The 26840-nt window shown below is 67.6% G+C and carries 22 protein-coding genes; 8 read left to right on the forward strand and 14 right to left on the reverse strand.

Translation table 11 applies throughout. From position 1 onward, the window contains the following. Positions 1-32 precede the first annotated feature (32 nt). The 5 genes from MSP7336_RS04195 to MSP7336_RS04215 form a co-directional block, all read right to left on the reverse strand. Complete coding sequence (locus MSP7336_RS04195) at positions 33-1451, reverse strand: WS/DGAT/MGAT family O-acyltransferase (protein ID WP_113964767.1); 1419 nt, start codon at positions 1449-1451, stop codon at positions 33-35. Positions 1452-1510: 59 nt separating this feature from the next. Continuing rightward, complete coding sequence (locus MSP7336_RS04200; protein WP_113963110.1) at positions 1511-2698, reverse strand: alpha/beta hydrolase; 1188 nt, start codon at positions 2696-2698, stop codon at positions 1511-1513. Between the two features lie 86 nt (positions 2699-2784). Further along, positions 2785-3246, reverse strand: a complete 462-nt coding sequence (locus MSP7336_RS04205; RefSeq protein WP_113963111.1) for a hypothetical protein — start codon at positions 3244-3246, stop codon at positions 2785-2787. Between the two features lies 1 nt (position 3247). Continuing rightward, positions 3248-4474, reverse strand: a complete 1227-nt coding sequence (locus tag MSP7336_RS04210; protein WP_113963112.1) for a molybdopterin-dependent oxidoreductase — start codon at positions 4472-4474, stop codon at positions 3248-3250. After that, positions 4471-5100, reverse strand: a complete 630-nt coding sequence (locus MSP7336_RS04215) for a class I SAM-dependent methyltransferase (protein ID WP_069394266.1) — start codon at positions 5098-5100, stop codon at positions 4471-4473. The genes MSP7336_RS04210 and MSP7336_RS04215 overlap by 4 nt, the downstream gene beginning before the upstream one ends. A 51-nt stretch (positions 5101-5151) precedes the next feature. On the opposite strand from MSP7336_RS04215, the gene MSP7336_RS04220 reads away from it, so the two are divergent. The 3 genes from MSP7336_RS04220 to MSP7336_RS04230 are packed head-to-tail and all read left to right on the forward strand — an operon-like array spanning position 5152 to position 8336. After that, positions 5152-6042 (forward strand): alpha/beta hydrolase, encoded by an 891-nt coding sequence (locus MSP7336_RS04220; RefSeq protein ID WP_181786549.1) that lies wholly within the window; start codon positions 5152-5154, stop codon positions 6040-6042. A 4-nt stretch (positions 6043-6046) separates the two neighbouring features. Beyond that, a complete protein-coding gene (locus MSP7336_RS04225) occupies positions 6047-7159 on the forward strand; it encodes an acyl-CoA dehydrogenase family protein (RefSeq protein ID WP_113963113.1) in 1113 nt (370 codons plus the stop codon). A gap of 4 nt (positions 7160-7163) precedes the next feature. Next, on the forward strand, positions 7164-8336 hold the full coding sequence (locus MSP7336_RS04230) for an acyl-CoA dehydrogenase family protein (RefSeq protein WP_113963114.1): 1173 nt from the start codon (positions 7164-7166) through the stop codon (positions 8334-8336). 23 nt (positions 8337-8359) lie between these two features. On the opposite strand, the gene MSP7336_RS04235 is transcribed toward MSP7336_RS04230, so the two are convergent. Genes MSP7336_RS04235 through MSP7336_RS04245 form a run of 3 tightly spaced genes read right to left on the reverse strand, consistent with a single transcriptional unit; the run spans position 8360 to position 11845 of the window. Next, complete coding sequence (locus MSP7336_RS04235) at positions 8360-9664, reverse strand: amidohydrolase family protein (protein WP_069394264.1); 1305 nt, start codon at positions 9662-9664, stop codon at positions 8360-8362. Further along, positions 9658-10836, reverse strand: a complete 1179-nt coding sequence (locus MSP7336_RS04240) for a CoA transferase (protein ID WP_113963115.1) — start codon at positions 10834-10836, stop codon at positions 9658-9660. The genes MSP7336_RS04235 and MSP7336_RS04240 overlap by 7 nt, the downstream gene beginning before the upstream one ends. Positions 10837-10861: 25 nt before the next feature. Beyond that, complete coding sequence (locus tag MSP7336_RS04245; RefSeq protein WP_113963116.1) at positions 10862-11845, reverse strand: MaoC family dehydratase; 984 nt, start codon at positions 11843-11845, stop codon at positions 10862-10864. Positions 11846-11871: 26 nt separating this feature from the next. Between MSP7336_RS04245 and MSP7336_RS04250 the strand changes: the two genes are divergently transcribed. Further along, complete coding sequence (locus tag MSP7336_RS04250; RefSeq protein ID WP_280524355.1) at positions 11872-13017, forward strand: acyl-CoA dehydrogenase family protein; 1146 nt, start codon at positions 11872-11874, stop codon at positions 13015-13017. A 3-nt stretch (positions 13018-13020) separates the two neighbouring features. Further along, entirely contained in the window at positions 13021-14235 is a 1215-nt protein-coding gene (locus tag MSP7336_RS04255) for a GNAT family N-acetyltransferase (RefSeq protein ID WP_113963117.1), read from the forward strand. Positions 14236-14238: 3 nt separating this feature from the next. Here the strand turns inward: MSP7336_RS04255 and MSP7336_RS04260 are convergent, their stop codons facing one another. The 5 genes from MSP7336_RS04260 to MSP7336_RS04280 form a co-directional block, all read right to left on the reverse strand. Continuing rightward, positions 14239-15174 (reverse strand): enoyl-CoA hydratase/isomerase family protein, encoded by a 936-nt coding sequence (locus tag MSP7336_RS04260; protein ID WP_425325763.1) that lies wholly within the window; start codon positions 15172-15174, stop codon positions 14239-14241. A gap of 2 nt (positions 15175-15176) precedes the next feature. Continuing rightward, positions 15177-16694, reverse strand: coding sequence for a fatty-acid--CoA ligase FadD4 (gene fadD4 / locus MSP7336_RS04265; RefSeq protein ID WP_113963118.1), 1518 nt, complete (start codon positions 16692-16694; stop codon positions 15177-15179). Between the two features lie 72 nt (positions 16695-16766). Beyond that, positions 16767-18587, reverse strand: a complete 1821-nt coding sequence (locus MSP7336_RS04270; protein ID WP_113964771.1) for a phosphoenolpyruvate carboxykinase (GTP) — start codon at positions 18585-18587, stop codon at positions 16767-16769. A 122-nt stretch (positions 18588-18709) separates the two neighbouring features. Further along, a complete protein-coding gene (locus MSP7336_RS04275) occupies positions 18710-20173 on the reverse strand; it encodes a hypothetical protein (RefSeq protein WP_113963119.1) in 1464 nt (487 codons plus the stop codon). Next, positions 20170-21105 (reverse strand): hypothetical protein, encoded by a 936-nt coding sequence (locus tag MSP7336_RS04280; RefSeq protein ID WP_113963120.1) that lies wholly within the window; start codon positions 21103-21105, stop codon positions 20170-20172. The genes MSP7336_RS04275 and MSP7336_RS04280 overlap by 4 nt, the downstream gene beginning before the upstream one ends. A 173-nt stretch (positions 21106-21278) precedes the next feature. On the opposite strand from MSP7336_RS04280, the gene trmB reads away from it, so the two are divergent. From trmB to mmpL3, 3 genes are read left to right on the forward strand one after another with little or no spacing between them, the layout of a single operon-like run. Then, positions 21279-22055 (forward strand): tRNA (guanosine(46)-N7)-methyltransferase TrmB, encoded by a 777-nt coding sequence (gene trmB / locus MSP7336_RS04285; protein ID WP_113963121.1) that lies wholly within the window; start codon positions 21279-21281, stop codon positions 22053-22055. Continuing rightward, positions 22052-22759 (forward strand): NYN domain-containing protein, encoded by a 708-nt coding sequence (locus tag MSP7336_RS04290; protein ID WP_113963122.1) that lies wholly within the window; start codon positions 22052-22054, stop codon positions 22757-22759. The genes trmB and MSP7336_RS04290 overlap by 4 nt, the downstream gene beginning before the upstream one ends. A 50-nt stretch (positions 22760-22809) precedes the next feature. Further along, positions 22810-25671 carry a trehalose monomycolate exporter MmpL3 gene (mmpL3, locus tag MSP7336_RS04295; RefSeq protein WP_113963123.1) on the forward strand — a complete coding sequence of 954 codons (2862 nt, stop codon included), beginning with the start codon at positions 22810-22812 and terminating at the stop codon, positions 25669-25671. On the opposite strand, the gene MSP7336_RS04300 is transcribed toward mmpL3, so the two are convergent. After that, positions 25668-26825, reverse strand: a complete 1158-nt coding sequence (locus MSP7336_RS04300) for an AI-2E family transporter (RefSeq protein ID WP_113963124.1) — start codon at positions 26823-26825, stop codon at positions 25668-25670. The genes mmpL3 and MSP7336_RS04300 overlap by 4 nt on opposite strands. Between the last annotated feature and the right edge of the window lie 15 nt (positions 26826-26840).

The raw sequence follows: 26840 nt of genomic DNA on the forward strand, positions 1-26840 counted from the left end.
GTACATAAGGCCCACACTCGGCGCGGCGGCGGTCAGGCCTGCGCCATCGCGGCCTCGACGACCGTCAGTTTCTCGGAAAGCCCTGCGGCGGCGCGTAATTCAACGAAGTCGTCGATGACGGCCTCGGTCACCTCGTGTGGGTCGTCGACGGTCGCGCCGTCGCAGAGCACCGAGACGTTGAGCTGGTCGACGTAGCTCCACACGGTGATGTTCAGCCCGCTGCCCGCCGTCAACGGCCCCACCGAATAGATCTCGGTGACCAGCGCGCCGCCGACCCGCCCGTGTTCGCGCGGACCGGGAACGTTGGAGATCGGCAGGTTGAGCACCTTGTTCTGGCCGTCGCGGCTGGCCAGCCAGCGGAACAACGACTCGGCCGGGGCCGGCGGGAAGTAGGCCGACCACCGGCTGACCAGCTCCGGGCCGAGCAGCTGGTGGCTCTCCTTGGCGTCGACGGCGTTGTCGTGCGCCAGGCGCACCCGCTCCAGCGGGTCATCGACATCGCACGGCAACGCCACCAGCATTCCGGTGAAGTGGTTGCCCGAGATCCGGTCCGGGGAGAAGTCGAAACTCACCGGCACCGAGCCCAGCAGCGGATGGTCGGCCTTGCCGTCATAGCGCAGCAGCAATTTGCGCAGCGCGCCGGCCGACAGGGCCAGCACCAGGTCGTTGATCGTGACCCCGAGTGTCTTGGCGGTCTGTTTGATGTCGGCCAAAGCCAAAGTGGCGGTGGCGAATTTGCGCGCGGGCGTGAGCATGTGGTTCATGAACGTCGGCGGTGGGGTGAACGGCCGGGTCAGCTGCGGTGACAGCTTGCGGGTGCTGCGGCGCACCCGGCCGATGCCCTCGGCGGTGTAGCGGACGGTGCGTGGAATGCGGCCCAGCTGGCGCAGGTGGTCGGCGAACGCCGAGCGCACCAGCTCGCCGGTGGACGGAGCAGGATCGGGCGTGAAACGGCCCTGGCCGAAATCCGGCCCCGGGGCCAGATCCATGCCGCGGGCCAGCAGGTTGGCGGAGGCGACCCCGTCGGCGAGCGCGTGGTGAATCTTGCCAACCACGGCGATGCGGTGGTTGGCCAGGCCCTCAATGAAATACATCTCCCACAGCGGCCGGCTGCGGTCCAGCGGAGTGCTGGCGATCTCACCGATCGCCTCATCGAGCTCGCGCCGGCCACCCGGGGCCGGCAGCCGCCACGGCCGCACATGGTAGGTCAGGTCGACCTCGCAGTTTTCCCGCCACATCGGGTGATGCAGCTTGAGCGGAATGTCGACCAGCTGGTAGCGGAACGGCTCCAGCTTGTAGAGCCGGCTGTGGATCACCCGGCGGAACGCCTCGAGACCGAAGTCGCGCCGGTCGGGGTCGAGTTCGATGACCGCGACCTTCAAGGTGTGCATATGCACGTTCGGCGTCTCGCTGTACAGCAGTACCGCGTCCCAGCCGCTGAGTCTTTTCACCGGCACACCTCCCGCTGTCGAGGGTCCCCCGTGCAGGCGACACTACAGTCGGCCGGTGCTCAAATAACCTCTTTGGCAGTGTTTCTGGCTGACTTCAGGTTGTGATGGGCCTGGTTGAGGAACAGCCCGACGGCGGTGGCCGCCGCGCCGGTGCGGGCGCCGTCGATCAGATCGAACGCGTGCCCGGCGCCGGGCAACTCCACGTACACCACCGCAGACTGCGACACCGAGCGCAGCCGCTCGACGAAACTGCGCGCCTGCTCCACCGGGATCACCGTGTCGTTGCTGCCGTGGATGACAAGGAACGGCGGCGCGGCCGGATGCACCCGGGCGATCGGTGAGGCGTCGCGGAACACCTGGGGATGCCGGTCGATCCGCCGGTGGACCACCACCCGCTCGAGGAAGTCGACGAAGCGGGCCCGCTCGGCGGTGGAACGGTCCTGCCAGTCGTAGCGACCGTAGATCGCGACCACCGCATCCACCGACGTGTCCGAGCCGGTCGGCAGCTCGCCCTGCAGCTCGGGATCGTTGGCGGTCAGCCCGGCCAGCGCGGACAGGTGGCCGCCGGCCGAACAGCCCGCTACCGCAACGAAATCGCGGTCCCCGCCGAACTTGTCGACGTTGGCACGCGCCCAGGCGACGGCGGTCTTGACATCGGTGATGTGAGCCGGCCAGCGGTGGTGCGGGGCGACGCGGTACTGCATCGACAGGCACACCCAGCCCAGCTCGGCCAGATGCGACATCAGCGTGTAGCCCTGCAGGGCGCGGCCCCCGTGTACCCACGCGCCGCCGGGCACGAAGATCAGCACCGGCGCCGGGCGCACCGGCAGATCCTTGCGGCGCCACACGTCCAGCAGCTGGCAGGGGTGCTCCCCGTAACGCACGGAGCTGCGGTGCAGGTACCGGCGGTGCTGAAGCGCCTTCCACATCGGCGCGGTTCGCTCCGGCGCGGGCCACCCGATGTCTTGCTGGGACGCCACGATGCCGCGCAGCGCTGCCTGCAGGACCGCGGGTGTCTGCTCGCGGTCGCGCCGGCGCGCCTCGCCGCCGCCGGCGGTGAGCAAGGACTTGGCGGTGCCGAGCAGGAAATCGGGCAGGTGGCGATAGCCCCAGACGCCCATGGCGGCGATCCCGCCGAGCGGCTCGAGCTGCTTTCCGACCACCGGCAGCGAAGCCGACGCGACGCTCAGGGCCAGCATGTAGTCGGCAGGGCGGGCTCGCAGCAACCACCGGGCCCGGTCGGCCATGGTCGGTCCGGGATACCGCGTCGCGGGGCGCATGCCGGGGAGCGTACCTCCCGGGGATTGGCCTCAAACGGCAATCTGGACACGTGTCAGGTCCCGGTTCGATAGCGCCGGCGAGCGACGGCTGATCGCACCAGGTAGATCACGGCGCTGGCGGCGAACATCGTCGCGGTGAGCAGTAACCAGCGGGCCAGGAACGGCTGCTGGGTTTGTCCGGTCGCGGCGAGGTAGGTCGTCGCGTCCTGGCGGATGATTCCGGGCAGAAAAACCAGCAGGGTCAGCCCCGCCCCCAGCGCCGGCACCCGCAGGTGATTGCGGGCCGAGACGCGCCGCACCCGCCTGCCCAACAGCCGGTCGCCCAGCGCGTAGAGCGGAAACAGCAGCAGATCATGGGCGACGACGGCGGCGACGAACCAGACCGCGATCGACTGCCACCAGCGGTGCGGATTCCACAGGGTGACACCGTTGACGGTCACCAGGATGTAGCCGAACAGCGCGAAGCCGGCGATCATCGTGGCCAGGTGCAGCGGATGCGAACCGTAACGCGGCATCTCACGCCCCCTGGAAGTCGATGGAGCTGACCCACTTGGTGTTGTGTACCCCGGGCAGTGCCGGAACGATGATGCGCGCCGGATAGCCGTGGTCGAGCGACAGGTCCGCGCCGTTGACACGCAGCGCCAGCAGCGCGTCGGGGTGGGCAATCTGGTTGGCCTGCAGGCTCGCTTCGCCGAATGCGCCGCGGCGCTGCAGTGATGTCACCCGCGCCGCCCGCGGCTCCGGCACACCTGCCAGCCGCGCCAGATCGGCCAACCGCACCCCGCTCCAGGTCTGGGTGGTCGACCAGCCTTCCACGCAGGCGATCGGCAGTCGGGCGCTGTGTTGCGGCAGGGCCATCAACGCGGCGCGGTCGAGCACCATCGGCGAGGGGCCGCCGCGCAATGTCAGGCGCCATTGTGCTCCGGTGCTTCGCTCGTCGACGCCGGCGGCGGCGGCGGTTTTGTTGACCTGGAAATCCCCGGCCCGGGTGCGGCCGCGGGGCAACAACAGTGCCGCCGCGCGGGTGGGACCGCCGAGGGTCTGGCCGGCGGTCAGCACAGCGATCAGCAATGCGCCGCCACCGACCAACAGCAGGGCGCCGCGTCGGCTCATGGTCGGTTCGTCGGGGTCGGCGGCTACCAGCCCGTCGGGGTCGGGTGCTTCCGGGCGAGTGTCGGATGTGTTGGTGCGCAACACTTCTCGTAGCTTGAGCGATTGCAGCCCGCGAACCATACGCGGGATCTTCAGCGTGATGTGCATGGCAAAGCCGGCGATGAACACCCAGGCAGCGAAGTAGTGCGCGGTGTAGAAGCTGAATCCGAAGATGTAGTCGTACTGGATGTTGAGCACCCCGGTGATGATCTCGAAGAGGATGCCACCGACGAGCATCGCCAGCGAAAGCCGTTCGGCCAGTTGGGCGATCGAGCGCGCCGGCGGCCAAATGAACAGTTTGGGTATCACCGACCACAACTTGGCGAGCACGACCGGGATGAGCACCAGCCCCAACCCGACGTGCACGCCCTGGGACAGCCGGTACAGCCAGGACGGGTCGGTGGGCCAGGTGAAGGTCGGCAGCCGCAGCCAGCCGACGTTGCCGGGGATGGCCTGGCCGAGCTGCGGCGCGTAGGCGATGTAGGACAGCAGCCCGGTGAGGATGACGATGGGCAGTGTTGTCAGCAGCACAGCCCCGAACACCGACGTCAGCCACGGTCCGCGCAGTGGACTGCGCCACCGCAATCTCACAGTGCCGTGAGGCTGGCGACTACCCGATCGCCGATCATCCGCACACCGGTCAGCGTAAGACCGACTTGCCCGGCCAGCATCTCGGCGCTATCCACGCCGACCGAAGCCCACCGAAACCACGGCCCGATCAGCCGAGCGGACTCCAGCCGTACCCGGTTGATGCGAATACCCACCGCTTCGGTGTCGAACTCGACGATGCAGCGTCCACCGCGGCACAGCAAGTCGGCTGCGCGTCGCAGAATCCGTCCTGGGTCACCGCCCAGGCCGACGTTGCCGTCGACCAGTAAAACCGTTTGCCAGCAACCCATTCCGGGCAACGGCTCGAACACATCACCCAGCAGCGTCGCCGCCCCGCAGCGGCCAGCCAAGCGGGTCGCCGTCACCGACCGGTCCACGCCGAGCGCCGGTATTCCGCGCCGGATCAAACGGGCCACCAAACGCCCAGGCCCACAGCCCAATTCGATGGTGGGTCCGGTGCACATCTGCACCACGACCTCGTCGAACGAGTCGTCGGTGTCGTGACCACCCAACCACCGATGCACCGGAAGCTTGCGAACCGCGCCGTCGTCATGCCGGATCCAACATCGCTCGCCATTCAACGCCCGCTCGTACAGGTGCCCCAGCATGCACCACCGGTACCCCGATCCGCCGCCGGCTACACCGGCCATACTGGACCGGTGCCGAGCACCGATTTTCATCCTGACCTCCGCAGAATCGCGCGCGTTGCCCCGCGGACAGTGGTGAGCCCGCGCACGTTACGGCTGATCCGAGCGCTGACGGCCTTACGGCGCGGCGAGACGGAGGGAGTCGAGGTTCTCACCCTCGACTCCGGTGCCGGGGTGCGGCTTTTTCGCCCGACCGGGGTCGCCGAACCGACCCCTGCCCTGCTGTGGATCCACGGCGGCGGGTACGTCATGGGCCGGGCCCAGCAAGACGACAGGTTGTGCCGCCGGTTCAGCCGGGAGCTGGGCGTCACGGTGGCGTCGGTGGAGTATCGGCTGGCGCCCGAACATCCTTACCCCGTCCCGCTGGAGGACTGCTATTCGGCGTTGACCTGGCTGGCCGGGTTGGCCTCGGTGAATTCGGCACGGGTGGCGATCGGCGGTGCCAGCGCCGGCGGTGGCTTGGCGGCTGCCTTGGCGTTGCTCGCGCGGGACCGCGGCGAGATCACCCCGGCGATGCAGCTGCTGGTCTACCCGATGCTCGACGACCGCAGCTCGACCCGCCCGACGAGCAGGCCGTACCGGCTGTGGAGCCCCGGCAGCAATCGGTTCGGCTGGGCGGCTTACCTGGGTGACGCGGACCCGCAGGTCGCGGTTCCGGCGCGTCGCGAGGACCTCAGCGGTCTACCGCCGGCGTGGATCGGCGTGGGCACCAATGACCTGTTCTACGACGAGGATCTCGTCTACGCCGAACGGCTCAGCCGTGCGGGGGTTCCGTGCCACGTCGAGGAAATTCCCGGTGCTTTCCACGGCTTCGACCTGGTGGCTCCGAAAGCTCAAGTGTCACAGGAATTTTTCGCCAGCCAGTGCGCCAGCCTGCGTACCGCCCTGGCAGGGAAGGGCTGACGGCGTGGGTTTTGCAGTCACCGACGAGCAACGGGCATTGCGCAGCACGGTCGCCGAGATGATGGCGAAACGTTCGCCGGAGGCCGCCGTGCGGGAGTTGATGGCCACCGACACCGGTTTTGATCCCGCGGTGTGGCAGGAGTTGGCGGCCATGGGCCTGCTGGGGCTGCTGATCAGCGAGGAGCATGGCGGCGCCGGCGCCGGGCCGGTCGAGGCGGGCATCGTGATGGAAGAGATGGGCGCCGCACTGCTGGTCAGCCCGTATCTGTCCACGGCGGTGTTGGTACCCAACCTGCTGGCCGCAGCGGGCGACGCGCAGGAATGCGCCGCGGTCCTTCCGCGGATCGCGGCCGGTGAGCTGATCGCGAACGTCGCCTTCGCCGAGGACGGCTCAACCCGGGTGCCTGCCACGATCGCGACGTCGGCCACCGCCGCCGGTGACGCGTGGCGGGTGACCGGGTGCAAGGACTTCGTGCTGGATGGGCGACTGGCCGAGCTGACGTATGTGCTGGCCGCCACCGACGGCGGGCCGGCGGTGTTCGCGGTCGAGGCGAACGCACCGGGCGTGGAGATCACGCCGCTGACCACGGTGGACCAGACCCGCAAATTGTGCCGGATCCAATTCGCCGATACGCCGGCGCGGCTGGTCGGCAACCAGGGTCGCGGTGTCGAGATCTGCGGCGCTGCGCTGGATTCCTCGGCAGTGGCGTTGGTGAGCGAACAGGCCGGCGGTGCGCGCCGCGCCATGGAGATGGCCGTCGAATACGCCAAGACCCGCTTCCAGTTCGGTCGGGCGATCGGCAGCTTCCAGGCCGTCAAGCACATGTGCGCCGACATGCTGCTGGAAGCCGAGTCTGCGGTGTCGGCGGCGCGTTTCGCCGCCGAATCGTTCGCGCGGCAGGCGCCGTCGCGGATCGCGGACCTTGCGCTGGCACAGGCGTATTGCTCGGACGCGTTCGTCTTCGTGGCGGCGACCAACATCCAGGTACACGGCGGGATCGGATTCACTTGGGAACACCCGGCACATCTGTACCTGCGCCGCGCCCGCGGTGACGCCCAGCTGCTGGGCAGCGCGTCCTGGCATCGTGAACGCTACCTTCAGCAGATCGGAGCTTGATGAGGTGGAGCGCCGCTTGACTGACGACGAAGTGCGTGATGAGGTGCGGGGCTGGCTGGCCGCCAACTGGTCGGCGGACATCGATCGCACCAAGTGGGCGCACCTCGTGTTCGAGGCCGGCTGGGCGGTGCCCAGCTGGGAACGCCAGTGGTACGGGCGCGGCCTCACCGATGCGCAATCCCGCGTTGTCGCAGCCGAATTCGCGGCGGTCGGGGCGCCGGGTTCCGGTCACGATCGGGCGAACCTGTTCGCCTGCACCCTGCACGACTGCGGCACCGACGAACAGAAGCGACGGCTGATACCACCGTCGATCCGCGGCGAAACCACGTGGTGCCTGCTCTACAGCGAACCGGGCGCCGGATCGGATTTGGCCAGCCTGCGCACCCGCGCCGAACGCGACGGCGATGAGTGGGTGATCAACGGGCAGAAGGTGTGGACGTCGTTCGCCAAGGACGCCGACTACGGGATGCTGGTGGCGCGCACCAACTGGGACGTGCCCAAGCACAACGGGATCGGCTTCTTCATGCTCCCGATGCGCCAGCCCGGCGTACAGATCCGCCCGATCCACCAGATCACCGGCGAATCGGAGTTCAACGAGGTGTTCATCGAGAACGCGCGGGTGCCCGCCGACAATCTGGTCGGTGAGCCCGGGACCGGCTGGTCGGTGCTGCAAGTCGCGCTCGGCCACGAACGCCGGTTCATGGGCGATCTGGCCCGCACCTCCAAAACCGCCAAGCGGCCCAAGGCCGAACAGTCGGGCGGCTTGCTGCAGTTGGCACAGGAGTTCGGCCGGCTCGACGACGCCCATGTCCGTCAGCAGATCGCCCGAGTCGACGCGCTGGCCACGGTGAACCGCTGGAACAATCAGCGATCGAAGACCACTACCGACCGCAAAGAGGCGGCCACCCTGATGGCGCTGAGCAAGATCGCGATGTCACGGATCCTGCACGAGACCGCCCGGGTCGAAACCGAAATCATCGGTGCCGAATCCATGCTGGCCGGGCCGGAGAACCCGGTCGGTGACGCGGTGACATTCCGAACCCTCAACGCGTATTTCACCTCGATCGGCGGCGGAACCGACCAGATTCAACGCAATATCATCGGCGAACGCGTGCTGGGTCTGCCCAAAGAGCCGGATCCCTACCGCAATACCCCATTTCGCGACTTACCTCACTGATGTCCGTCGCGAGCTCAGCTGAATCACTGTGCGGTATAGACGATTTCACCACCGATGATGGTGGCCGCGACGAGATCGGCGTTTAACTCGGCCAGCGCCGTTTCCGGCGGTGCGCTCAGCACGCACAAATCGGCGGGTTGGCCCGGTTCGATGGTGCGCACCCGGCACGGGTGTTCGGGCCAACCGAGAAACATCATCAAGGCCCTGCGTTCTGAGATTGCTTCGTCAGCGTTGAGCACCCCGCCGCCTCGGGTGGTGCGGTGCACCGCGGCGCGCATGGTCGCCCAGGGGTCTCCGCGTCCGAAGGGCATGTCGGTGGATAACGCGACCGGGATACCGGCCAGCAGCAGCGACGCCAGCCGCCAGAGCTGACCGTGTTCGGCGGCGGGGATGTCGCTCAGGTACTGATCGCCGCGCTCGGCGACGAAGTTGGGTTGGGTCACCACCGTCACCCCCAGGTCGACCAGGTCGTCGAGGTTGTCGGCCGGCACCACCGCGGCGTGTTCGATACGGTCGCCCGGATGCGTGCCGGCCTGACGCAGCGCCGCGATCGCGACGATCAGCTGGGCGGCGGTCACACAATGTAGCGCGACAGCGCCGCCGGAGCGGTGCCGCTCGGCGATCCAATCGGCAAGATCATCGAGGTCGAGGTCGTCGTCGTGCAAGATCCGCTTGCCGGGCGACAGAAAGAACAGGCGCTGGTGCAATTCGCCGTGGCGGTGCAGTTCGGTCAACCTCATCATGTCGCCGATATCCAGATCCGGTGTGGCATCGGTGATTCCGGTGACCCCGTAGCGACTCAGCCTGCTGCTGACATCGGCCAGGCTGGTGCGGCGGCGCTGCAGGCTGTCCGACCAATGCCGGTCGGCGCTGCGCAGCCGACCATCGGAATGCTGATCCAGCCCGACACGGGCCAGGCCGGCGGAGTTGAGGATCCACAGCGCCCCGCTGCGGTGCTGAACCCGAACGGGCACAGCCGGTTTCAGCGCATCGAGCATGGTGCGGTCCATCGGCCCGGCGACCGAATCGTGGTAACCGACGGCGCGGATCCAGCCGTCATCACCCGGCTCGGCGGCGGCCAGCGCCTTTGCCAGTGCGTCGCGGTCGCGGACGTGCGGTGGCCCGACCCAGACCGAGGTTTCCGCGGCGGCTGCGGAGTGCAGGTGCACGTGGTGGTCGTGCAGGCCGGGCAGCACAGTGCCGCCCCGCGCGTCGAACACCTCTTCGCCAGGTCGGGGCGTGAGATTCTCACCCACTTCGTCGATCTGCGCCCCGACCCGGACGTCGAGCACCACGCCGTCGAGTCTGGTGGCGTGTTGGATCAGCATGGCGCGCAGAGCCGTTCGGCCACGAGTTGTCGCACCGCGGCGTTGTCGGCGCCCAGCCGGGATGCAGCCGACAGCGGTGCGGGCGGCTGCGGAGCAGCGACGGGCGCGTCGCAGGTCGGCGCGGTCCGGGGCAGTGCCGCGTAGCGGGCGGCCACCTGGGCCATCGACACCTCGATCAGCTCGCCGCCGCCACGCCGCAGCGATTGCAGAACCGCCCGGGTGGCTTCCAGGCCGGACAGCGGGTCGGCGATCGCGTCGCCGCAAAACACCGGCCCGTCGCCGACGAGCCCGCCGGCGACCGCGGCGTCGTCGCCGAACGCCGGCCGGTCGGGTTGACCGGCGTAGCCGCCGATGCGAAGCCACACCCGCCCCGGTCGGGCGGGTGGGTCGTCGACGCTTAGTTCCCGCCGCCGCAGCGCGCCCGGGCGCGAGCCCTCGATGACGACGTCTGCAGCCGACAGCAGTTCCCGCAGCGCATCGGACTCTTTGTCGAAATCAACTGCGTAGCAGAGCTTTCCAGAGTTCATCCAGTCGAAGAATGCCGGATCGCCGCGGCGGGTGCCGTCCGGTCGCGTCGGGCTTTCCACCTTGACGACCACGGCGCCGGCCCGAGCCAACAGCTGACCGCACAGCGGTCCCGCCCACAGCGAGGACAAGTCGGCAACCAGGAGGCCGTCCGGACCGCGCGATTGGCTGCGGTCATCGATACGCCGCACCGACGGCGCGGCCGCGGCAACCTCGCCCAGCGCCGCCGCGGCGATGTCCAGCAGCTGGGCGCGGGTGACTACTTCGCGAGTGGAATGTGTTGCAGTCCAATCGGATAATGCTTGCCATAGGTCGACGGGGGCGTCTTCTGCTCCCAGCAGCGCGGGCACCGCCGCGACGTCGTCGGCGCGCGGCAGCGCGATCGCGCACCAGCCGTCGGCGCTGCGCAGCAGTCGCGTCGCGCCGCCCGGACAAACCCGGCCCTGTCGGGTCAATCCCAACAGGGCGGCACGGCCCGCCAGCACGGCGCCGGCATCCACCTCGACACCGGTGAGCTCGGCGATGTCGGCGGTCACCCGTCGCGCCTCGGCCAGAACGGCGGCGCGGGAACAATCCGGCGGCCCGCCGGCCGGGCCGGTCAGGCAGGCCAGCCCGCTACCGGCCCAGTCGGTCGCCGCGCAGTCCACCCCTCCATTGTGCGCACCCCGGAACTCAAAACTGCAGTGCGGTGAAACGCCAGTCCAGCACCCGGCGGTCGGGCTCGGACTCGCCGACCGCGTACACCAGCGACCGCAACCCGAGTACCCCGCCGTCGTCGACCGGGTCCGCGGACTCGACGTGTAGCTCGCTGTAGAGCGTGTCGCCCTCATGCACCGGGCCGGTGTGGTCACAGGACTGCCAGCCCAGCACCGTCGCCAGGTTCGGCAACAGCCGGGTGGCTTGCGCCAGCGCCAGCCCGATGGTGTGCCCGCCGTAGACCAGCCGGCGTCCACTGATGCGTGAATCATGATGCACCGCAGCGATATTCAAGGTAAGCCGGGCGAGCTCTGGCGCACTGCTGACGACGTCTGCGCTGCTGCGCAGCACCGCGCCCGCTAGCCCGGGGTCGAAATGCGGGCCCGGGATACGTTCGCGGAACACATCACCGTTCCACTCCTGGGTAGCCGGCGGCGGAGCCACCAAATCGGCGCCGATGGCCGACAGGTCGTCCGCGTGATCCGCGGCGTTCGGCTCGGCATCCGGGCTCAACGGCAGCATGGCGCAGCGGTAGAAGTCCAGCACCAGCCGATCGGCCTGGTCGATGGTCGTCATCCGCAACGCCGCCAGACCGGTGGGCTTTCGGCCGGGCTTGGCCGAATTCTTCTTCAAGCCCACCACCTCGGTGCGGGTGAACAGGCTGTCGCCGATCGCCGGGAAGCGGTAAAAGACCAGGCCGCGGTAGAACAGATTGGCCTTGACGTGCTGGGTGACCAGCGTCGACTGCCCGATCGCGACGTCGCACACCAGCCCGGGATGGGCCAGCGGCGCCGTCAAACCGGTCACCGCCTGCGACAATTCGGCATCCAGCGGCAGCCGCAGCCGGTCACCGAGGATGCTCTGGTGGACCGCGGCCAACCCGGGCGTCAGCGTCATCGAGGGAGCGTCCGGGAAGACCTGGCCGACGTGCAGGTCGTCGAAGTACGGCCCGCTGCTCATCGGGCTTCCCGCCGTGTCAGCATGGCGTGGTGAACGACGAAGAGACGATGCTGGTCGAAACGGTGCGTGAGTTCGTCGACAAGGAAGTCAAACCGACGGTGCGCGACGTCGAGCATGCCAACGAGTATCCCGAGGCGTGGATCGAGCAGATGAAGCGCATCGGCATTTACGGCTTGGCGATCCCGGAGGAGTACGGCGGGTCGCCGGTGTCGATGCCGTGCTACGTGCTGGTCACTCAGGAGTTGGCGCGCGGGTGGATGAGCCTGGCGGGCGCGATGGGCGGGCATACCGTTGTCGCCAAGCTGCTCGCCGAGTTCGGTACCGAGGAGCAAAAGCGTCGCTACCTGCCGGTGATGGCCACCGGCCAGATGCGGGCCACCATGGCGCTGACCGAGCCGGGCGGCGGCTCTGACCTGCAGAACATGTCGACCACTGCCCTGCGCGACGGCGAGGAGTTGGTGATCAACGGATCCAAGACCTGGATTTCCAATGCCCGCCGCTCCGGGCTGATCGCGCTGCTGTGCAAAACCGATCCTGCGGCGACGCCGCGGCATCGGGGTATCTCGGTGGTGCTGGTCGAGCCGGGGCCGGGCCTGACGATCTCGCGGGATCTGCCCAAGCTGGGCTACAAGGGCGTGGAAAGCTGCGAGCTGTCCTTCGACGGCTATCGGGCGCCGGTGTCGGCGATTCTCGGTGCGACCCCGGGCAAGGGTTTCGCTCAGATGATGAAAGGCCTTGAGACCGGCCGGATTCAGGTCGCGTCCCGGGCGTTGGGGGTGGCGACGGCAGCGCTCGAGGACGCACTGGCCTACGCCCAGCAGCGGGAAAGCTTCGGGCAGCCGATCTGGAAGCATCAGGCCGTCGGCAATTATCTGGCGGACATGGCGACCAAGCTGACCGCCGCGCGCCAGTTGACCCGGTACGCGGCCGAACGCTATGACAGCGGCGAGCGTGCCGATATGGAGGCCGGCATGGCCAAGCTGTTCGCTTCCGAAGTGGCCATGGAAATCGCGCTGAATGCGGTGCGCATTCACGGCGGCTACGGCTATTCCACCGAGTACGACGTCGAGCGGTATTTCCGCGACGCACCGCTGATGATCGTCGGGGAGGGCACCAACGAGATCCAGCGCAACGTCATCGCCAGTCAACTCGTGGCCAGGGGCGGGATTTAAACCGTGGCCGACATCCGTGTGCTCAACAGCGAAGACGACCTGATCACTGCGGCGAACGTGTTTCGCGCTGCCATGATCGGCTTCCCGCCGCTGTCGGATTTGCCGCCCGGCAAGATCGCCAAACTGCTCGAACCCGGCCGTACCGTGGGCGCTTTCGTCGACGGGCGAATCGTCGGCACCGCCGATGCCGCGACGAGCGACCTGACGCTTCCCGGCGGCGCGGTCGTCGGCCACGCCGCGGTGACACACGTCGGGGTGTTGCCGTCGTTCACCCGCCGAGGAATCGCCACCGACCTGATGCGTCATCAACTGCACGACATCGCCGCGCGCGGCGAGGTCGTCGCGACGCTGCGCGCCTCCGAGGCGACGATCTACGAGCGGTACGGCTACGGTGTCGCGTCTTCATCACAAGCCGTCGAGGTCCACACGGCACGCGCTGCGCTGCGGCCCGATGTCGGCGTCGGAGGTCCAGTGCGGTTGATCGACGCCGCCGAGGCCTGGGATGTGTTGCCCCGGATCTGCGCCGATAACCGACCGTCGCGCCCGGGAACCGTCGATCGCCCCGCGGTGTGGTGGCAAGGCCTGCGGTTGCGCACCGAAGCGTCGACAGAGCCAACATATTTCGCGGTGCACGGTGAGCCGGGATCCGAGTCGGGATTCGTTCGGTACCACCCCGTCGATACCAAGTCATGGTTGTTCAGTGAACAGCGCAAGATCGTGGTCGAAGATTTCTTCGCACCCACCTTCCAGGCCTACCTCGGACTGCTGCGCTTCCTGCTGGAGCTCGACCTCGTCGACCGCTTGGTGTTCTGGTCGCTGCCGCTCGATGACCCGCTGCCGCATCTGCTGGTAGACCGGCGCGCCGCGCGGATCACCGGACTATTCGACGAGACCTGGCTGCGCGTCGTCGATACCGGCCGGGCACTGTCAGCCCGCCGGTACACCGGCGACGATGCGGTTGTCATTTCCGTGGATGACCCACTGCTGCCGGATAATTCGGGCACCTTTGTCATCTGCGGCGACGGCGCGGAACCGACGGACCGGCGTGCCGACCTGCAGATCGATGTCGCTGGCCTTGCCGCCGTCCTGCTTGGCGGCACGACCTGGCGCACTTTGGCCGTCGCCGGACGGGCGCGTGCCGACGACCCCGCGGCGCTCGCGATCGCCGACGAGCTGTTCGCTGTGCAGCAGGCACCGCATGCTGGTATTTTCTTCTGAAGGTTAGCTTTTCGCGTCTACCAGTCCCCAGGCCAGCGCGGTATCCACGTCGATCGTGCGCCCGAATAACACCAGATAGGCGGTGCGCCAGCGGCCGATTCGGCGGGTGACGCTGACGGTGCCACCAGCACCGGGAATCAGGCCGAGGCCCAGCTCGGGCAGCCCGAACACTGAATCCTGTTGAGCTGCAACCCATCCACAGTACGCAGCCATCTCCAGCCCGCTGCCCAGCACCTGGCCGTGCACCTCGGCGCGGCAGGCCCGCCCCAGCCGGTTGGTCAGCGCGTCGAGCGCCAGCGCGGGGCTGTGCCGGGTGCGCGCCAGATGCGCGCTGGCCGGGTCGCTGAAGGTGCCGAATTCGGCGAGGTCGCCGCCGCTGCAAAACGACGGCCCGTTGCCGGTGAGCACCACCTCGTCGATCGACGGGTCGAGCTGCGCGACGGCCAGCGCCTCCAGCAGGGCGGCCCGGGCATCGGTGGAAAAGGCGTTGTGCCGCGACGGCCGGTTGAAGCTGATCCGCAACGTGTTGACGTCCCGTTCGCTGTGCACCGGGTCGGCGATCTCGGGCATCCGGGCCGGACCGCGTTCGGCGAGCCAGCGGGCGAACTCCGGGCCGGACTGCAACGTGGAGTAGGCCAGCGACTCGGCGATCACCCCGGGAAACGCCGGGCCGGCCGGGTCGACGCTGCGCAGCACATCGTCGCACACCGCACTGGCCTGCGGCCAGTGCTCGCAACGCTCCCGCAGTTGTGCCAGGCTGTCGGGCACCGAGTCGACGGTGATCACCCGCCGGTCGGCGCAAACGTCTTCGGTGAGCGTGAAAGTCGCACGCTGCAACCAATATTCAGGGGCACCGGCGACGGGGCCGACAGCCACCACCACGCCGGGCACCGCGGCATCGTCCACCTGCGGCGGCTCCGTCAGGTCAACGATGCGCAGTGTCACGCCGAATACTTCTTGACCAGCTCACCCTTGTACAGCTTGCCGGTGTCGGTGCGCGGTAGCTGCGCCTCGAAAGAGATTGACCGTGGACATTTGTAGTGCGCCAGGCGATCCCGTAGCCAGCCGAGCAATTCCTCGGCGAACTGATCGGTGGCGTCGGCGGGGTCGACGGTTTGGACCACCGCCTTGACGCTCTGTCCCATCTCGTCGTCGGGTATGCCGAACACCGCCGCGTCCAACACCTTCGGATGGGTCACCAGCAGGTTCTCGGTCTCTTGCGGGTAGATGTTTACCCCGCCGGAGATGATCATGTGGTGGCGACGGTCGGTCAGATACAGGTAGCCCTCGTCGTCGACATAGCCGATGTCGCCGACGGTTACCCAGCCATGGGTGTCTCGGGACGCCGCGGTCTTTTCCGGGTCGTTGAGATATTCAAACGCAAATCCGCCGTCGAAGTAGATTTCGCCGGCCTGACCCGGGGGCAATTCGTTGCCTTTTTCGTCGAGGATGTGGATCTCGCAGGCCATCGGCTTGCCCACTGAGCCCGGGTGGGCCAGCCACTCCTCGGCGGTGATCAACGTGGAGCCGATGGCTTCCGAGGAGGCGTAGTACTCGTCGATGATCGGCCCCCACCAGTCCATCATCTGCTTTTTGATCTCCACCGGGCAAGGTGCCGCCGCATGCATCACCCGCTGGAGGCTGGAAAGATCGTACGAATTACGCACCGACGCCGGCAGTTTCAGCATCCGGGTGAACATGGCCGGGACAAACTGGGCGTGCGTGACGCGGTGGCGTTGGATCGCCTCCAGGCAGCCTTCCGGGTCGAACTTTTCCAGTACGACGGTCGTGATGCCGCCGGCCTGTGCGCTCATCGACCATACCGACGGCGCGGTGTGATACAGCGGTGCCGGGCTCAGGTAGATGGAGTCGGTATTCATCCAGAACCCTACCAGCGCCGACATCATGCCGGGCGCTTCGGCCGGATGCACGTGCGGCAGTTCACGTTTGATGCCCTTGGGCCGACCGGTGGTGCCTGACGAGTACTGCAGCAGATCACCTTCGCGCTCGTCGTCAATTGGCGTATCCGGCTGGTCTGCAACACATTCCGGGTAACGCTGCCAGCCCTCGAGGTCGTCGTCTGCGATCAGCAGCAGTTCGGGCAAGCCGCCCGGCAGGTGCTCGTCCAGGTTCTCGCAGACTTTGCGCAGCGCGGCCGAGCCGATGATCGCCTTGGCGGCGCAGTTGTCGATGATGTAGGCAGCTTCGGCGGCTGTCAGATGGGTGTTGATCGGCACGTAGTACAGGCCGCTGCGGCGCGCGGCCCACATGACCGCGTGGATGTGCTCGTTGTTCTCCATGAGGATCGCGACGGCGTCGCCCTCGACCAACCCGGCCCGCCGGAAATAGTGCGCCAGTCGGTTGGCGCGGGCTTCCAGTGCGTCGAACGTGACGACGGCCCCGGAGGGATGGAGGATGACCGCCGGTTTACCGGCCCCAACGTGCTCGCGAATCTGCATGGGCAGACTGTACCGCCGCCAAAGTTGACGGGTGTCAAGCGGTCCGCTGGTTGATCCAGGGCGAGAAAGCGGTTAGCCCAGGCGCTGCTTGAGCGCCTCGAACTCGTCTTTGACGCCGGTAGGCAGCCTGTCGCCGATGAATTCGAACCACTCCTCGATCATCGGCAGTTCCTCGCGCCATTCGCCGGGTTCGACGGCCAGGGCGCGCTCGACGTCGGCGGGGTCGACGTCCAGCCCGTCCAGGTCGAGGTCCTCGGCGGCGGGCACGACGCCGATCGGGGTGTCCCGGCCGCCGGCCCTGTGCTCGATGCGATCGACGATCCACTTCAGCACCCGGCTGTTCTCACCGAAGCCCGGCCACAGGAACTTGCCGTCCTCGCTGCGGCGGAACCAGTTGACGAAGAACACCTTCGGCAGCTTGGACTCGTCGGCGTTCTTCCCGAGGTCCAGCCAGTGCTGGAAGTAGTCGCCGACGTGGTAGCCCAAAAACGGCAGCATGGCCATCGGGTCGCGCCGCACGGTGCCGACCTTGCCCTCGGCGGCGGCGGTCTGCTCGCTGCCCATGGTGGCGCCCATGAATACGCCGTGCTGCCAGTCGCGGGCCTCGGTCACCAGCGGCACCGTGGTCTTGCGGCGGGCGCCGAACAGGATGGCCGAGATCGGCACGCCCTGCGGGTCGTCCCATTCCGGGGCGAGGATGGGGCATTGCGACATCGGCGTGCAGTACCGCGAATTCGGATGCGCGGCCTTGGTTTCGGTCTCGCGGATGACCCAGTCGTTGCCCTTCCAGTCGATCAGGTGATCCGGCTCGCCTTCCAGGCCTTCCCACCACACGTCGTTGTCGTCGGTAAGCGCGACGTTGGTGAAGATGGTGTTGCCGGCGGCGATGGTGCGCATAGCGTTGGGATTGGACTTCCAGTTGGTGCCGGGCGCGACCCCGAAGAAACCGAACTCCGGGTTGACCGCGTAGAGCCGGCCGTCCTTGCCGAAGCGCATCCAGGCGATGTCGTCGCCGAGCGTCTCGGCGCGCCAGCCCGGAATGGTCGGCTGGATCATCGCCAGGTTGGTCTTGCCGCACGCCGACGGGAACGCCGCGGCGAAGTAATACGCCTTGTTCTCCGGCGAGATCAGCTTGAGGATCAGCATGTGCTCGGCGAGCCAACCCTCGTCGCGGGCCATCGCCGAGGCGATCCGCAGCGAATAGCACTTCTTGCCCAGCAGCGCGTTACCGCCGTAACCCGAGCCGTAGCTCCAGATCTCCCGGGTCTCCGGGAAGTGGGTGATGTATTTGGTTTCGTTGCACGGCCACGGAACGTCTTTTTGACCGGGCTCCAGCGGCGCGCCGACGGAATGCAACGCCTTGACGAAGAAGCCGTCGTCACCGAGCTTCTCCAGCGCGGCCGTGCCCATCCGCGTCATCACCTTCATCGACATGACGACGTACTCGGAGTCGGTGATCTCCACGCCGAGCTTGGGGTCGTCGGCGCCCAGCGGACCCATGCAGAACGGCACCACCCACATGGTGCGGCCACGCATGCACCCGCGGTAAAGCTCGGTCATGGTGGCCCGCATTTCGTTCGGGTCCATCCAGTTGTTGGTGGGGCCGGCGTCTTCCTCGCGTTCGGAACAGATGAACGTGCGGGACTCCACCCGCGCCACGTCCGACGGGTCAGAGAGCGCCAGATAGGAGTTCGGGTGGTTCTTCTCGTTCAGCTTCTTCAATGTGCCGGCTTCGACCAGCTGGTCGGCCAGCCGTTGCCACTCCTCGTCGGAGCCGTCAGCGAAGACCACTCGGTCCGGCTGTGTGAGCTCAGCGACCTCCGCTACCCAAGCCAGCAGGCCCTGGTGATTTGTCGGCGCGGTATCCAGACCGGGGACGGTCGCTGAGGTCATCAAAATCTCCTGCATGCTCTGCGGACGTAGGCTCCGGGTTTGCGGTAACCCTTAGAACAGGTTATCGCGGGCCGTATACCCAAAAAGGCCCGGGAGCGTATCGGCTCGCTCACAGGAACGATTCAGATCGCCTCATCTGCCACAACTGTTGGGGTCGCAACGCCCGGCTGACCGAGCTCCGAACGCACCGCGGCCAGAGCGGCTTGCAGGGTGGGCATCTCCCGGTCGCGCTGGGCCGTGGCCCGCGCCGCGGCGACCGCGTGCTCGCGCAGCTCGGCGTCGATGGCGGCGACGTCGTGTTTGACCCGCGCGGCCTCGGTCTCATCCTGGTCGGCCAGCGCGGCACCCAGCGCCGATTCGGCGGCGAGCACCCGGGTGGCAACCAGGTGCTCGGCAGCGGCCCGCACGGACCCGGTCGCCTCGCCCACCCAGCGGTCGAGAACCCCGCGGTCGGCCAGCAGGCCGCGGGTGCCGACCACCCACACGGTCACGGCCAACCCGATCGCCACACAGGCGACAAGCCCGACCGCGGTCAGCCCGGGAGTCAGGTCGGCCACCAGTCGGCTCAGCGTCAACGCCACACCGGCTCCGAAGCCCGCGCCCAACAGCATCATCAGCCGGGTCTCCAGCCGCCGCGATTTCAGCGGCGGCGCCCCGACGTCCACGCTCGGCAAATCGGCGGCCGGCGGGTCAACCGCCAGGTCCAGTGCGTGGGCAACATCGGTCAGCTGCTCGGTGATGCCGTCGTCGACCTCGGTGATCACCCGCTCGAGGCGGTCGCGGGCGTAGGGCTCGAAGTCCGCCAGCTTCCGGCGGCTCAGCGCGGCGATATCCTCCTGCAGCTCCGAACGGACCGAGGTGCAGCGGTTGCGCGCGAAGTACGCCAGCTGGGCCTTGGCCTGCTGCGTCTGGCTGCGCAACGCGATGGTGCGCTCGGATTTGGACAGTCGCCGCTGTCGCAGCAGGGCGGCGCGTTGCTCGCGCAACGCCTCCATCCGTGACCGGCGACCCGCGCCGTTGGCGTCGCGCTCGTATCGGCAGGCGAGGCTGCGCAGGCGCGATTCCCACGCCCGCAACCGGTTTCGACGCTCGAGGTCCGGCTCGGCGAGCAGTCGTTGGACCGCGGCGACCAGGTCATCGACGCGGGGTTCGCCGTGCTCGGGCGCGGCGGCGGCCCCCACCCAGGGCACCCGGCCGTAGCGAGCAGCGTAGGTGGCCAGCGTGTCGCGGTCGGTGATCAGCACGTCGCGCCAGTTGGGGTACAGGTCGACCTTGGATACCACGCCGATCACCGCGTCGGTGTCGGGCGTCGCGGCGTCGAGCAGGGCAACGTCGGATCCGGTCAGCGTGGTCGCGGCCGACACGACGAACACCACCGCCATCGGCGCCTCGCCGGAGGCCAGTTCCGTCGACTCGACAAACGTGTACTGCGGCAACCGTTCGGCCAGCGCGCCGGCCACACCGCTGACGCCGGCCAGCCACGGTCCGGTCACCAGCACCACGTCGCGGCGCTGGACCGTGGGAGCGGGCAGCCGCGGGCTGATCGCGCCGATCATGGCGTCCACCTCGGCGACCGGGTCGGTCATGACACTCCCCCGGCTCGCGCCCACAGCCGCAACGAGCCCCGGGCGATGTCGGCGCCGCAGCCGCGGTGCACGCCCGTGCTGCGGTGGCGCTGCCAGCGCAGTGCCCGCCGCAGATGCGCCGCCGGGCTGTCGCCCCGATCCACCGGCAGTCCGGCGGCCTCGACGGCGTCCATCGCGGCGGCCATCCGCGCGACCACGGTGGCGTCGCGGGTCAAGAACTCGGCGGCCCGCCGATCGCTGACGCCCAGCGCCTCCATTTCCGCGACGGCCTCGAGGATCCGCTGATAGCGCACCGCGGCGCCCAGCGCGGTGATTTTGGCGACGACGGCGTCGACCCGGCTGCGCTGCCGCAGCCGGGCCTGCACGACAGCTTTAGGGGCGCCGCGGCGAATATCGGCAACCATCTGCGCGATGCCGACGAGATCGAAAACGTCCAGGAGTCGCCGCCGCGTCTGCGCCGGGATGGCGTGGTCGGCGGTCACAAAGTTCTCCCACGAATTCACATCGCAGGGATCGGCGGCCAGCGCTTGCAGCGCGATCCATGCGGTGTCGTCGAGCTCGGCGACCGCCAGCAACGCCACCATCGGCTCGACCGGGACGCCCGGGATGACGTGCGGTTCCCCAGTCACGTCGGCCTTGTTCCACACCACCAGCAGCGGATGCCGCGCCGCCGCGACCGCCGCCCGGTCCTCGGGCTTGACCACCTCGACAACGACATGGACCTGCATGTCAGCCGGTCCCGCGCACGTCGTCACCCCGCACCGGCCAAGGGCCCGAGCAACGGTACGGCGGCCGACGCCCGCGCGACCGGTTACCACCACCCGCAGTGGCGCGGCGAGTCGCTCGACAATCACCGCGCAGAGCGCATCGCCGCTCGTGGCAGCGAATCGCGCCAGCTCATCGGTGAAAACCTGGTGCCCTTGTCCGATCATGTCCTGCCTGGTTGCCGCTGGCCGCTTCACCGTGCCCGGCCTGCATTGTCGCCGAGCGGGCTAGGCGCATCGTGCCATCCGGGCCGCTGGGCCGCGAGCCAGTGATTACAGCTACCAGCCGAAGGCAACTGTTGGGTATCAATCTGCAACACGATGCGGCTACACCATGAGTTATGGGTAACGATGGACGGATGCACGCACAGCCCGGCGTGGAAACGCGCCCCGATGCCGGCGTGCCTGCACCGCGGCATACGGGGGGCTATCCCCGTACCACCAGCTTCCGGACCCGCCGCTCGGCCTTGACGGCCGCTCAACAGCAAACCTGGGAGCGGCTATGGCCAAAGCTCGGCGTGGTCGCGCGCGACGCCGACGGGCCGGCCCCGCCGCTGGATACCAGCGCATGGTTCGGGCGCCAGGCGCCGCTGGTTCTGGAAATCGGCTGCGGTAGCGGAACTTCGACGGTCGCGATGGCGCAGTCCGAACCGGATGTCGATGTGATCGCCGTCGAGGTGTATCGGCGGGGACTTGCACAACTGCTGAGCGCCATCGCGCGCGAGAGGATCAGCAACATCCGCCTGGTCCGCGGGGACGCCGTCGACGTGCTGGAACACCTGTTGGCGCCCGGTTCGCTGACCGGGGTGCGGGTGTTCTTCCCCGATCCGTGGCCCAAGGCCCGCCACCACAAGCGTCGGCTGCTGCAGCCGGCCATTGTGGGCTTGATCGCCGACCGGCTGAAGCCGGGCGGAATACTGCACGTCGCAACCGACCACGCCGGTTACGCCGAGCAGATCGCCGAGGTCGGCGACGCCGAACCTCGATTACGTCGGGTGGATCCGGGTACGCCGGGACTACCGATCTCGGTCGCACGGCCGACTACTAAATACGAGAGCAAGGCGCGCGATGCCGGCAGTGCCGTCACCGAGCTGGTCTGGGAAAGACGTCAACCATGAGCCTGATCGACCAACCGACGACCGAACCCGACGCGGTCTCCGCGCCGGTGTCCCCGCCGGAGGTCCCCGGGATCGACGCCGGTGCGCGCCGAGTACTGCTGGTCTGGGACGCACCCAACCTGGACATGGGCCTGGGTTCCATTCTGGGGCGCCGACCGACCGCGTTGGAGCGGCCACGTTTCGACGCGCTGGGCCGCTGGTTGCTGGCCCGCACCGCCGAGGTGGCGGCCCGTGCGGACGACATTTCGGCCGAGCCCGAGGCCACCGTGTTCACCAACATCGCGCCCGGTAGCGCCGACGTGGTTCGGCCGTGGGTGGATGCCTTGCGTAACGTGGGGTTCGCCGTCTTCGCCAAGCCGAAGGTCGACGAGGACAGCGACGTCGACTCCGACATGCTGCAGCACATCGCGCAACGCGGAGACGAGGGGTTGGCGGCGTTGGTGGTGGCTTCCGCCGACGGGCAGGCATTTCGCGAACCGCTGGAGGAGATCTCCCGCGCGGGGGTGCCCGTCCAGGTGCTCGGATTTCGCGAACACGCGAGTTGGGCGTTAGCGTCGGATAGCTTGGAGTTCGTCGACCTGGAGGACATCGACGGTGTCTTTCGGGAGCCGCTGCCGCGAATCGGACTGGATTCGCTGCCTGAGCAAGGAGCGTGGCTGCAGCCGTATCGGCCGTTGTCGTCGCTGCTGACCTCGCGTGTGTGATAACTGGAAACCCAATGCGCGGGTCGCCACCGATCCGGTAAGGAGCTGACGTGTTCGCCTGGTGGGGTCGAACTGTGTACCGCTATCGGTACATCGTCATCGGGGTCATGGTGGCGTTGTGCCTCGGCGGCGGCATTTTCGGGATGAGCCTGGGCAAGCACCTCACGCAGAGCGGTTTCTATGACGACAACAGCCAGTCGGTGACGGCCTCGGTGCTGGCCGATGAGGTCTACGGCCGCGACCGCACCGGCCATATCGTGGCCGTGCTGCCGGCACCCGAAGGCAAGACCATCGACGACAAGGCCTGGTCGAAGAAGATCGCCGATGACCTCAACAAGTTCGTCAAAGATCACCCCGACCAGGTCATCGGCTGGGCGGGATATCTGCGCGCACCTGACTCGACGAGCCAAGTGGTGCAGGGCATGAAGACCGCCGACAAGAAGTACACCTTCGTGTCCATCCCGCTGAAGGGCGACGACGACGACACCATCCTGAACAACTACAAGGAGGTGGCGCCGGAACTGCAGAAGCTCGACGGCGGCCGGGTGCAACTGGCCGGCCTGGAACCGGTGGCCGAGGGGCTGACCGGCACCATCGCCCAAGACGAACGCCGGATGGAAGTGCTGGCCCTGCCACTGGTCGCGGTGGTGCTGTTCTTGGTTTTCGGTGGCGTGGTGGCGGCCTGTCTCCCGGTGATGGTCGGCGGCCTGAGCATCGCGGGCGCACTCGGGATCTTGCGTTTCACCGCAATTTTCGGGCCCGTGCATTTCTTCGCACAGCCGGTCGTGACGCTGGTCGGTCTCGGCATCGCTGTCGACTACGGGCTTTTCGTGGTGAGCCGGTTCCGCGAGGAGATCGCTGAGGGCTACGACACCGAGGCCGCAGTGCGCCGCTCGATGATGACGGCCGGACGCACGGTCACGTTCTCTGCGGTCCTGATCGCGGTTTCAGCAGCAAGCATGCTGGTGTTCCCGCAGGGGTTCTTGAAGTCGCTGACCTACGCCACGATCGCGTCGGTGATGCTCTCGGCGATCCTGTCCATCACCATCCTGCCGGCCGTGCTCGGCATCCTGGGAAGCCACGTCGACGCGCTGGGCGTGCGGACCTTGCTCAAGGTCCCGTTCCTGGCGAACTGGAAGGTTTCCCGCGCCTACCTCAACTGGCTGGCCAACCTGCTGCAAAAGACCAAGACCCGCGAAGAGGTCGAGCACGAGTTCTGGGGCAAGCTGGTCAACCGCGTGATGAAGCGGCCGGTTCTCTACGCCGCCCCGATCGTGCTCGTCATGATCGCGCTGATCTTCCCGGTGTTCAAGCTCCAACTCGGCGGCTTCAGCGAAAAGTATTTGCCCCCAGACAATTCCGTTCGGCAGTCCCAGGAACATTTCGACAAGCTTTTTCCGGGGTATCGCACCGAGCAAGTGACGCTGGTCGTCCAGAACAACGACCACAAACCGGTCACCGACCAACAACTCGCCGAGATTCGCAACAAGGCAATGGCGATACCCGGGTTCATCGACCCCAACGGCGATTCGAGCCAGATGTGGCAGGAACGCCCGTATGCGCAAGGCGCATCGAAGGATCCGTCGGTGCGCGTGATCCAAAACGGCTTGGTGAACCCCAACGACGCGGGAAAGAAGATCGCCGATCTGCGGGCGATCGCCGCACCCAAGGGCCTCACCGTGATGGTTGGCGGCACCCAGGCCTTGGTTCAGGACTCGATTCACGGCATTTTCGGCAAAATGCCGTTGATGCTCGTCATCTTGTTGACGACTACCACGCTGTTGATGTTCTTGGCGTTCGGCTCGGTGGTGCTGCCGATCAAGGCGACGGTGATGAGTGCGCTCACGCTGGGATCCACGATGGGCATCTTGACATGGATATTCGTCGACGGGCACTTCGCCACCCTGCTGAATTTCACTCCCACCCCGCTGACTGCGCCGGTCATCGGCTTGATCATCGCGGTGGTCTTCGGTTTGTCCACCGACTACGAGGTGTTCCTGGTTTCCCGGATGGTTGAAGCGCGCGAACGCGGCATGTCCACCGCGGAGGCAATCCGGATCGGCACCGCGACGACCGGTCGCATCATCACCGCGGCGGCGTTGGTGCTTGCCGTGGTTGCCGGCTCGTTCGTGTTCTCCGACCTGGTGATGATGAAGTACCTGGCGTTCGGCTTGATGGCCGCGCTGCTGCTGGACGCGACCGTGGTGCGAATGTTCTTGGTGCCCTCGGTGATGAAGCTGCTCGGCGACGACTGCTGGTGGGCGCCGCGGTGGATGAAACGGATGCAGAACCGGCTCGGGCTCGGCGAAATACATCTACCCGACGAGCGGAAACTGCCCGCCGCCCGTCGGCCCGCGCGGGCTGCCGCCGGCGCGGGCGGCCCGGTCGCCGTCAAGCCGCGACCGCCGCACGACCCCACTCACCCGGCCACGCGGGCTCGTCCGCGCCCGCCCGCCCGGCCGGATTACCGGGGCCCGGCCCAGGATGGACCATCGACCACCGGCACCACCCGGATGCGAGCGGCGGAGCCACCGGAGCCGGCGACGACACGCTTCGCCACACCCGATCCCGCCCCGAGCCGCGAGCACCCACCGGCGCCGGGTGAACCGACCGCCGCGGGAGATCGCGAGATCGAATCCTGGCTCAATGAGCTTCGTGGACCCAAAACTCCTGAACGTCAAGGTGATTCGCGTCCCACGGGCAGCACTCCGACGCCCTCAGCGCCGGCCGGCGAGTCCAACAGCGACGACGCCACCACAGCGATTCCCGTTCCACCGGACGACAACGAATCCGAGCCGGCCACCGAGAAATTGGATGCACGAGGCGCTGATGCGCCCAACGCCGAGCCGCCGCGGCAGCGCCGCGGCAAGCTGAGCGCCCAGGATCTGCTGCGCAGAGAAGGACGTTTCTAACCCAACCGTTCGGCTTTCGACTGCGCGTGTTCCTCAGCCACGTCATCCGGTTCGGCCGTCATCACGGCATCGCCGTTTTCGGTGAGCACCTCGGCCTCTTCGGAGGGCTCTCTGGCCAGCAGCACTTTGAAGGCGTTGTTGAGGAAGGCCACCGCCGGTACGGACAACAGCGCGCCGACGATCCCGGCGAGCACGCCGCCGGTCGAGATCGCCAACACGACCGCCAGCGGATGAATCGACACCGCGCGCCCCATCACCAACGGCTGCAGGATGTGCGCCTCAAGCTGATTGACGCCGATGATCACACCGAGGGTGATCAACGCGTAGATGAACCCCTTGGCGAGCAGGGCTACCACCACCGCAAGGAAGCCGCTGATCACCGCACCGACCAGAGGGATGAAGGCACCGAGGAACACCAACGACGCCAGTGGAAGCGCAAGTGGCACGCCCAGGATCACCAGCCCAATGCCGACACCCACCGCGTCGACCAACGCCACCAGCGAGGTGCCGCGGACGTAACCGATCAGCGTGCCGTAGCCGGCCCGGCCCGCCTCGCGCACCCGTTCGCGCACCGCGACGGGAAAGATCTTGGTGACGTACTGCCAGATGTTGCGCCCGCCGTAGAGGAAAAAGATCAGGGTGAACAACGTCAGCAGGGCGCCCGTCACGATTTCGGTGATGGTTGCCGCCGTTGACAACGCGCCACTGGTCAGCTTGGCCTGATTGTTGCGCAGCGCCTCGATCGCGGCGTCGCCGGCGTTGTCGATTTGTTGGCGGCTTAAATGCAGCGGTCCTTCGATCAGCCACTTACGGGTGGTGTCGATGCTGTGTGTCACCTGGTCCACCAGGTCCGGTAGCCCGACCACGAATTGGGTGATCACGAACGCCAGGATGCCGCCGAGAATCGCGAAGCCGGACAGTAGCACCAGCGTCACCGCGAGACCGCGCGGCAGGCGTCGGCGATCCAGCCAGTCCACCGCCGGGACCAGCAACGCGCTCAGCATCAACGCCACCAAAACCGGAACGACGATGATCTCGAGCTTTTTCGCGACCCACAGAAACGCGACCACGGCAGCCAGGATCACCAGCAGCCGCCAGGCCCATGCCGCGCTCTTGCGGACCAGGGGCTGGACCGAGTCGTCGATCGACGGCATGCGGCTAAGCGTAAC

Origin of the sequence: Mycobacterium shimoidei, from assembly GCF_900417275.1 — a bacterium.
In the GTDB taxonomy this organism is placed as follows: Bacteria; Actinomycetota; Actinomycetes; order Mycobacteriales; family Mycobacteriaceae; genus Mycobacterium; species Mycobacterium shimoidei.

Coding starts and splice junctions, on each gene's coding strand:
- fadD4 (WP_113963118.1), bottom strand. CDS start 16,694: ATGCAGATTCGCGAGCACGTTGGGGCCGGTAAACCGGCGGTCATCCTC.
- MSP7336_RS04270 (WP_113964771.1), bottom strand. CDS start 18,587: ATGACCTCAGCGACCGTCCCCGGTCTGGATACCGCGCCGACAAATCAC.
- MSP7336_RS04245 (WP_113963116.1), bottom strand. CDS start 11,845: ATGAGCAGCGGGCCGTACTTCGACGACCTGCACGTCGGCCAGGTCTTC.
- MSP7336_RS04300 (WP_113963124.1), bottom strand. CDS start 26,825: ATGCCGTCGATCGACGACTCGGTCCAGCCCCTGGTCCGCAAGAGCGCG.
- MSP7336_RS04275 (WP_113963119.1), bottom strand. CDS start 20,173: ATGACCGACCCGGTCGCCGAGGTGGACGCCATGATCGGCGCGATCAGC.
- MSP7336_RS04215 (WP_069394266.1), bottom strand. CDS start 5,100: ATGCTGGGGCACCTGTACGAGCGGGCGTTGAATGGCGAGCGATGTTGG.
- MSP7336_RS04200 (WP_113963110.1), bottom strand. CDS start 2,698: ATGGCCGACCGGGCCCGGTGGTTGCTGCGAGCCCGCCCTGCCGACTAC.
- MSP7336_RS04280 (WP_113963120.1), bottom strand. CDS start 21,105: ATGATCGGACAAGGGCACCAGGTTTTCACCGATGAGCTGGCGCGATTC.
- MSP7336_RS04235 (WP_069394264.1), bottom strand. CDS start 9,664: ATGCTGATCCAACACGCCACCAGACTCGACGGCGTGGTGCTCGACGTC.
- MSP7336_RS04205 (WP_113963111.1), bottom strand. CDS start 3,246: ATGCCGCGTTACGGTTCGCATCCGCTGCACCTGGCCACGATGATCGCC.
- trmB (WP_113963121.1), top strand. CDS start 21,279: ATGGGTAACGATGGACGGATGCACGCACAGCCCGGCGTGGAAACGCGC.
- MSP7336_RS04290 (WP_113963122.1), top strand. CDS start 22,052: ATGAGCCTGATCGACCAACCGACGACCGAACCCGACGCGGTCTCCGCG.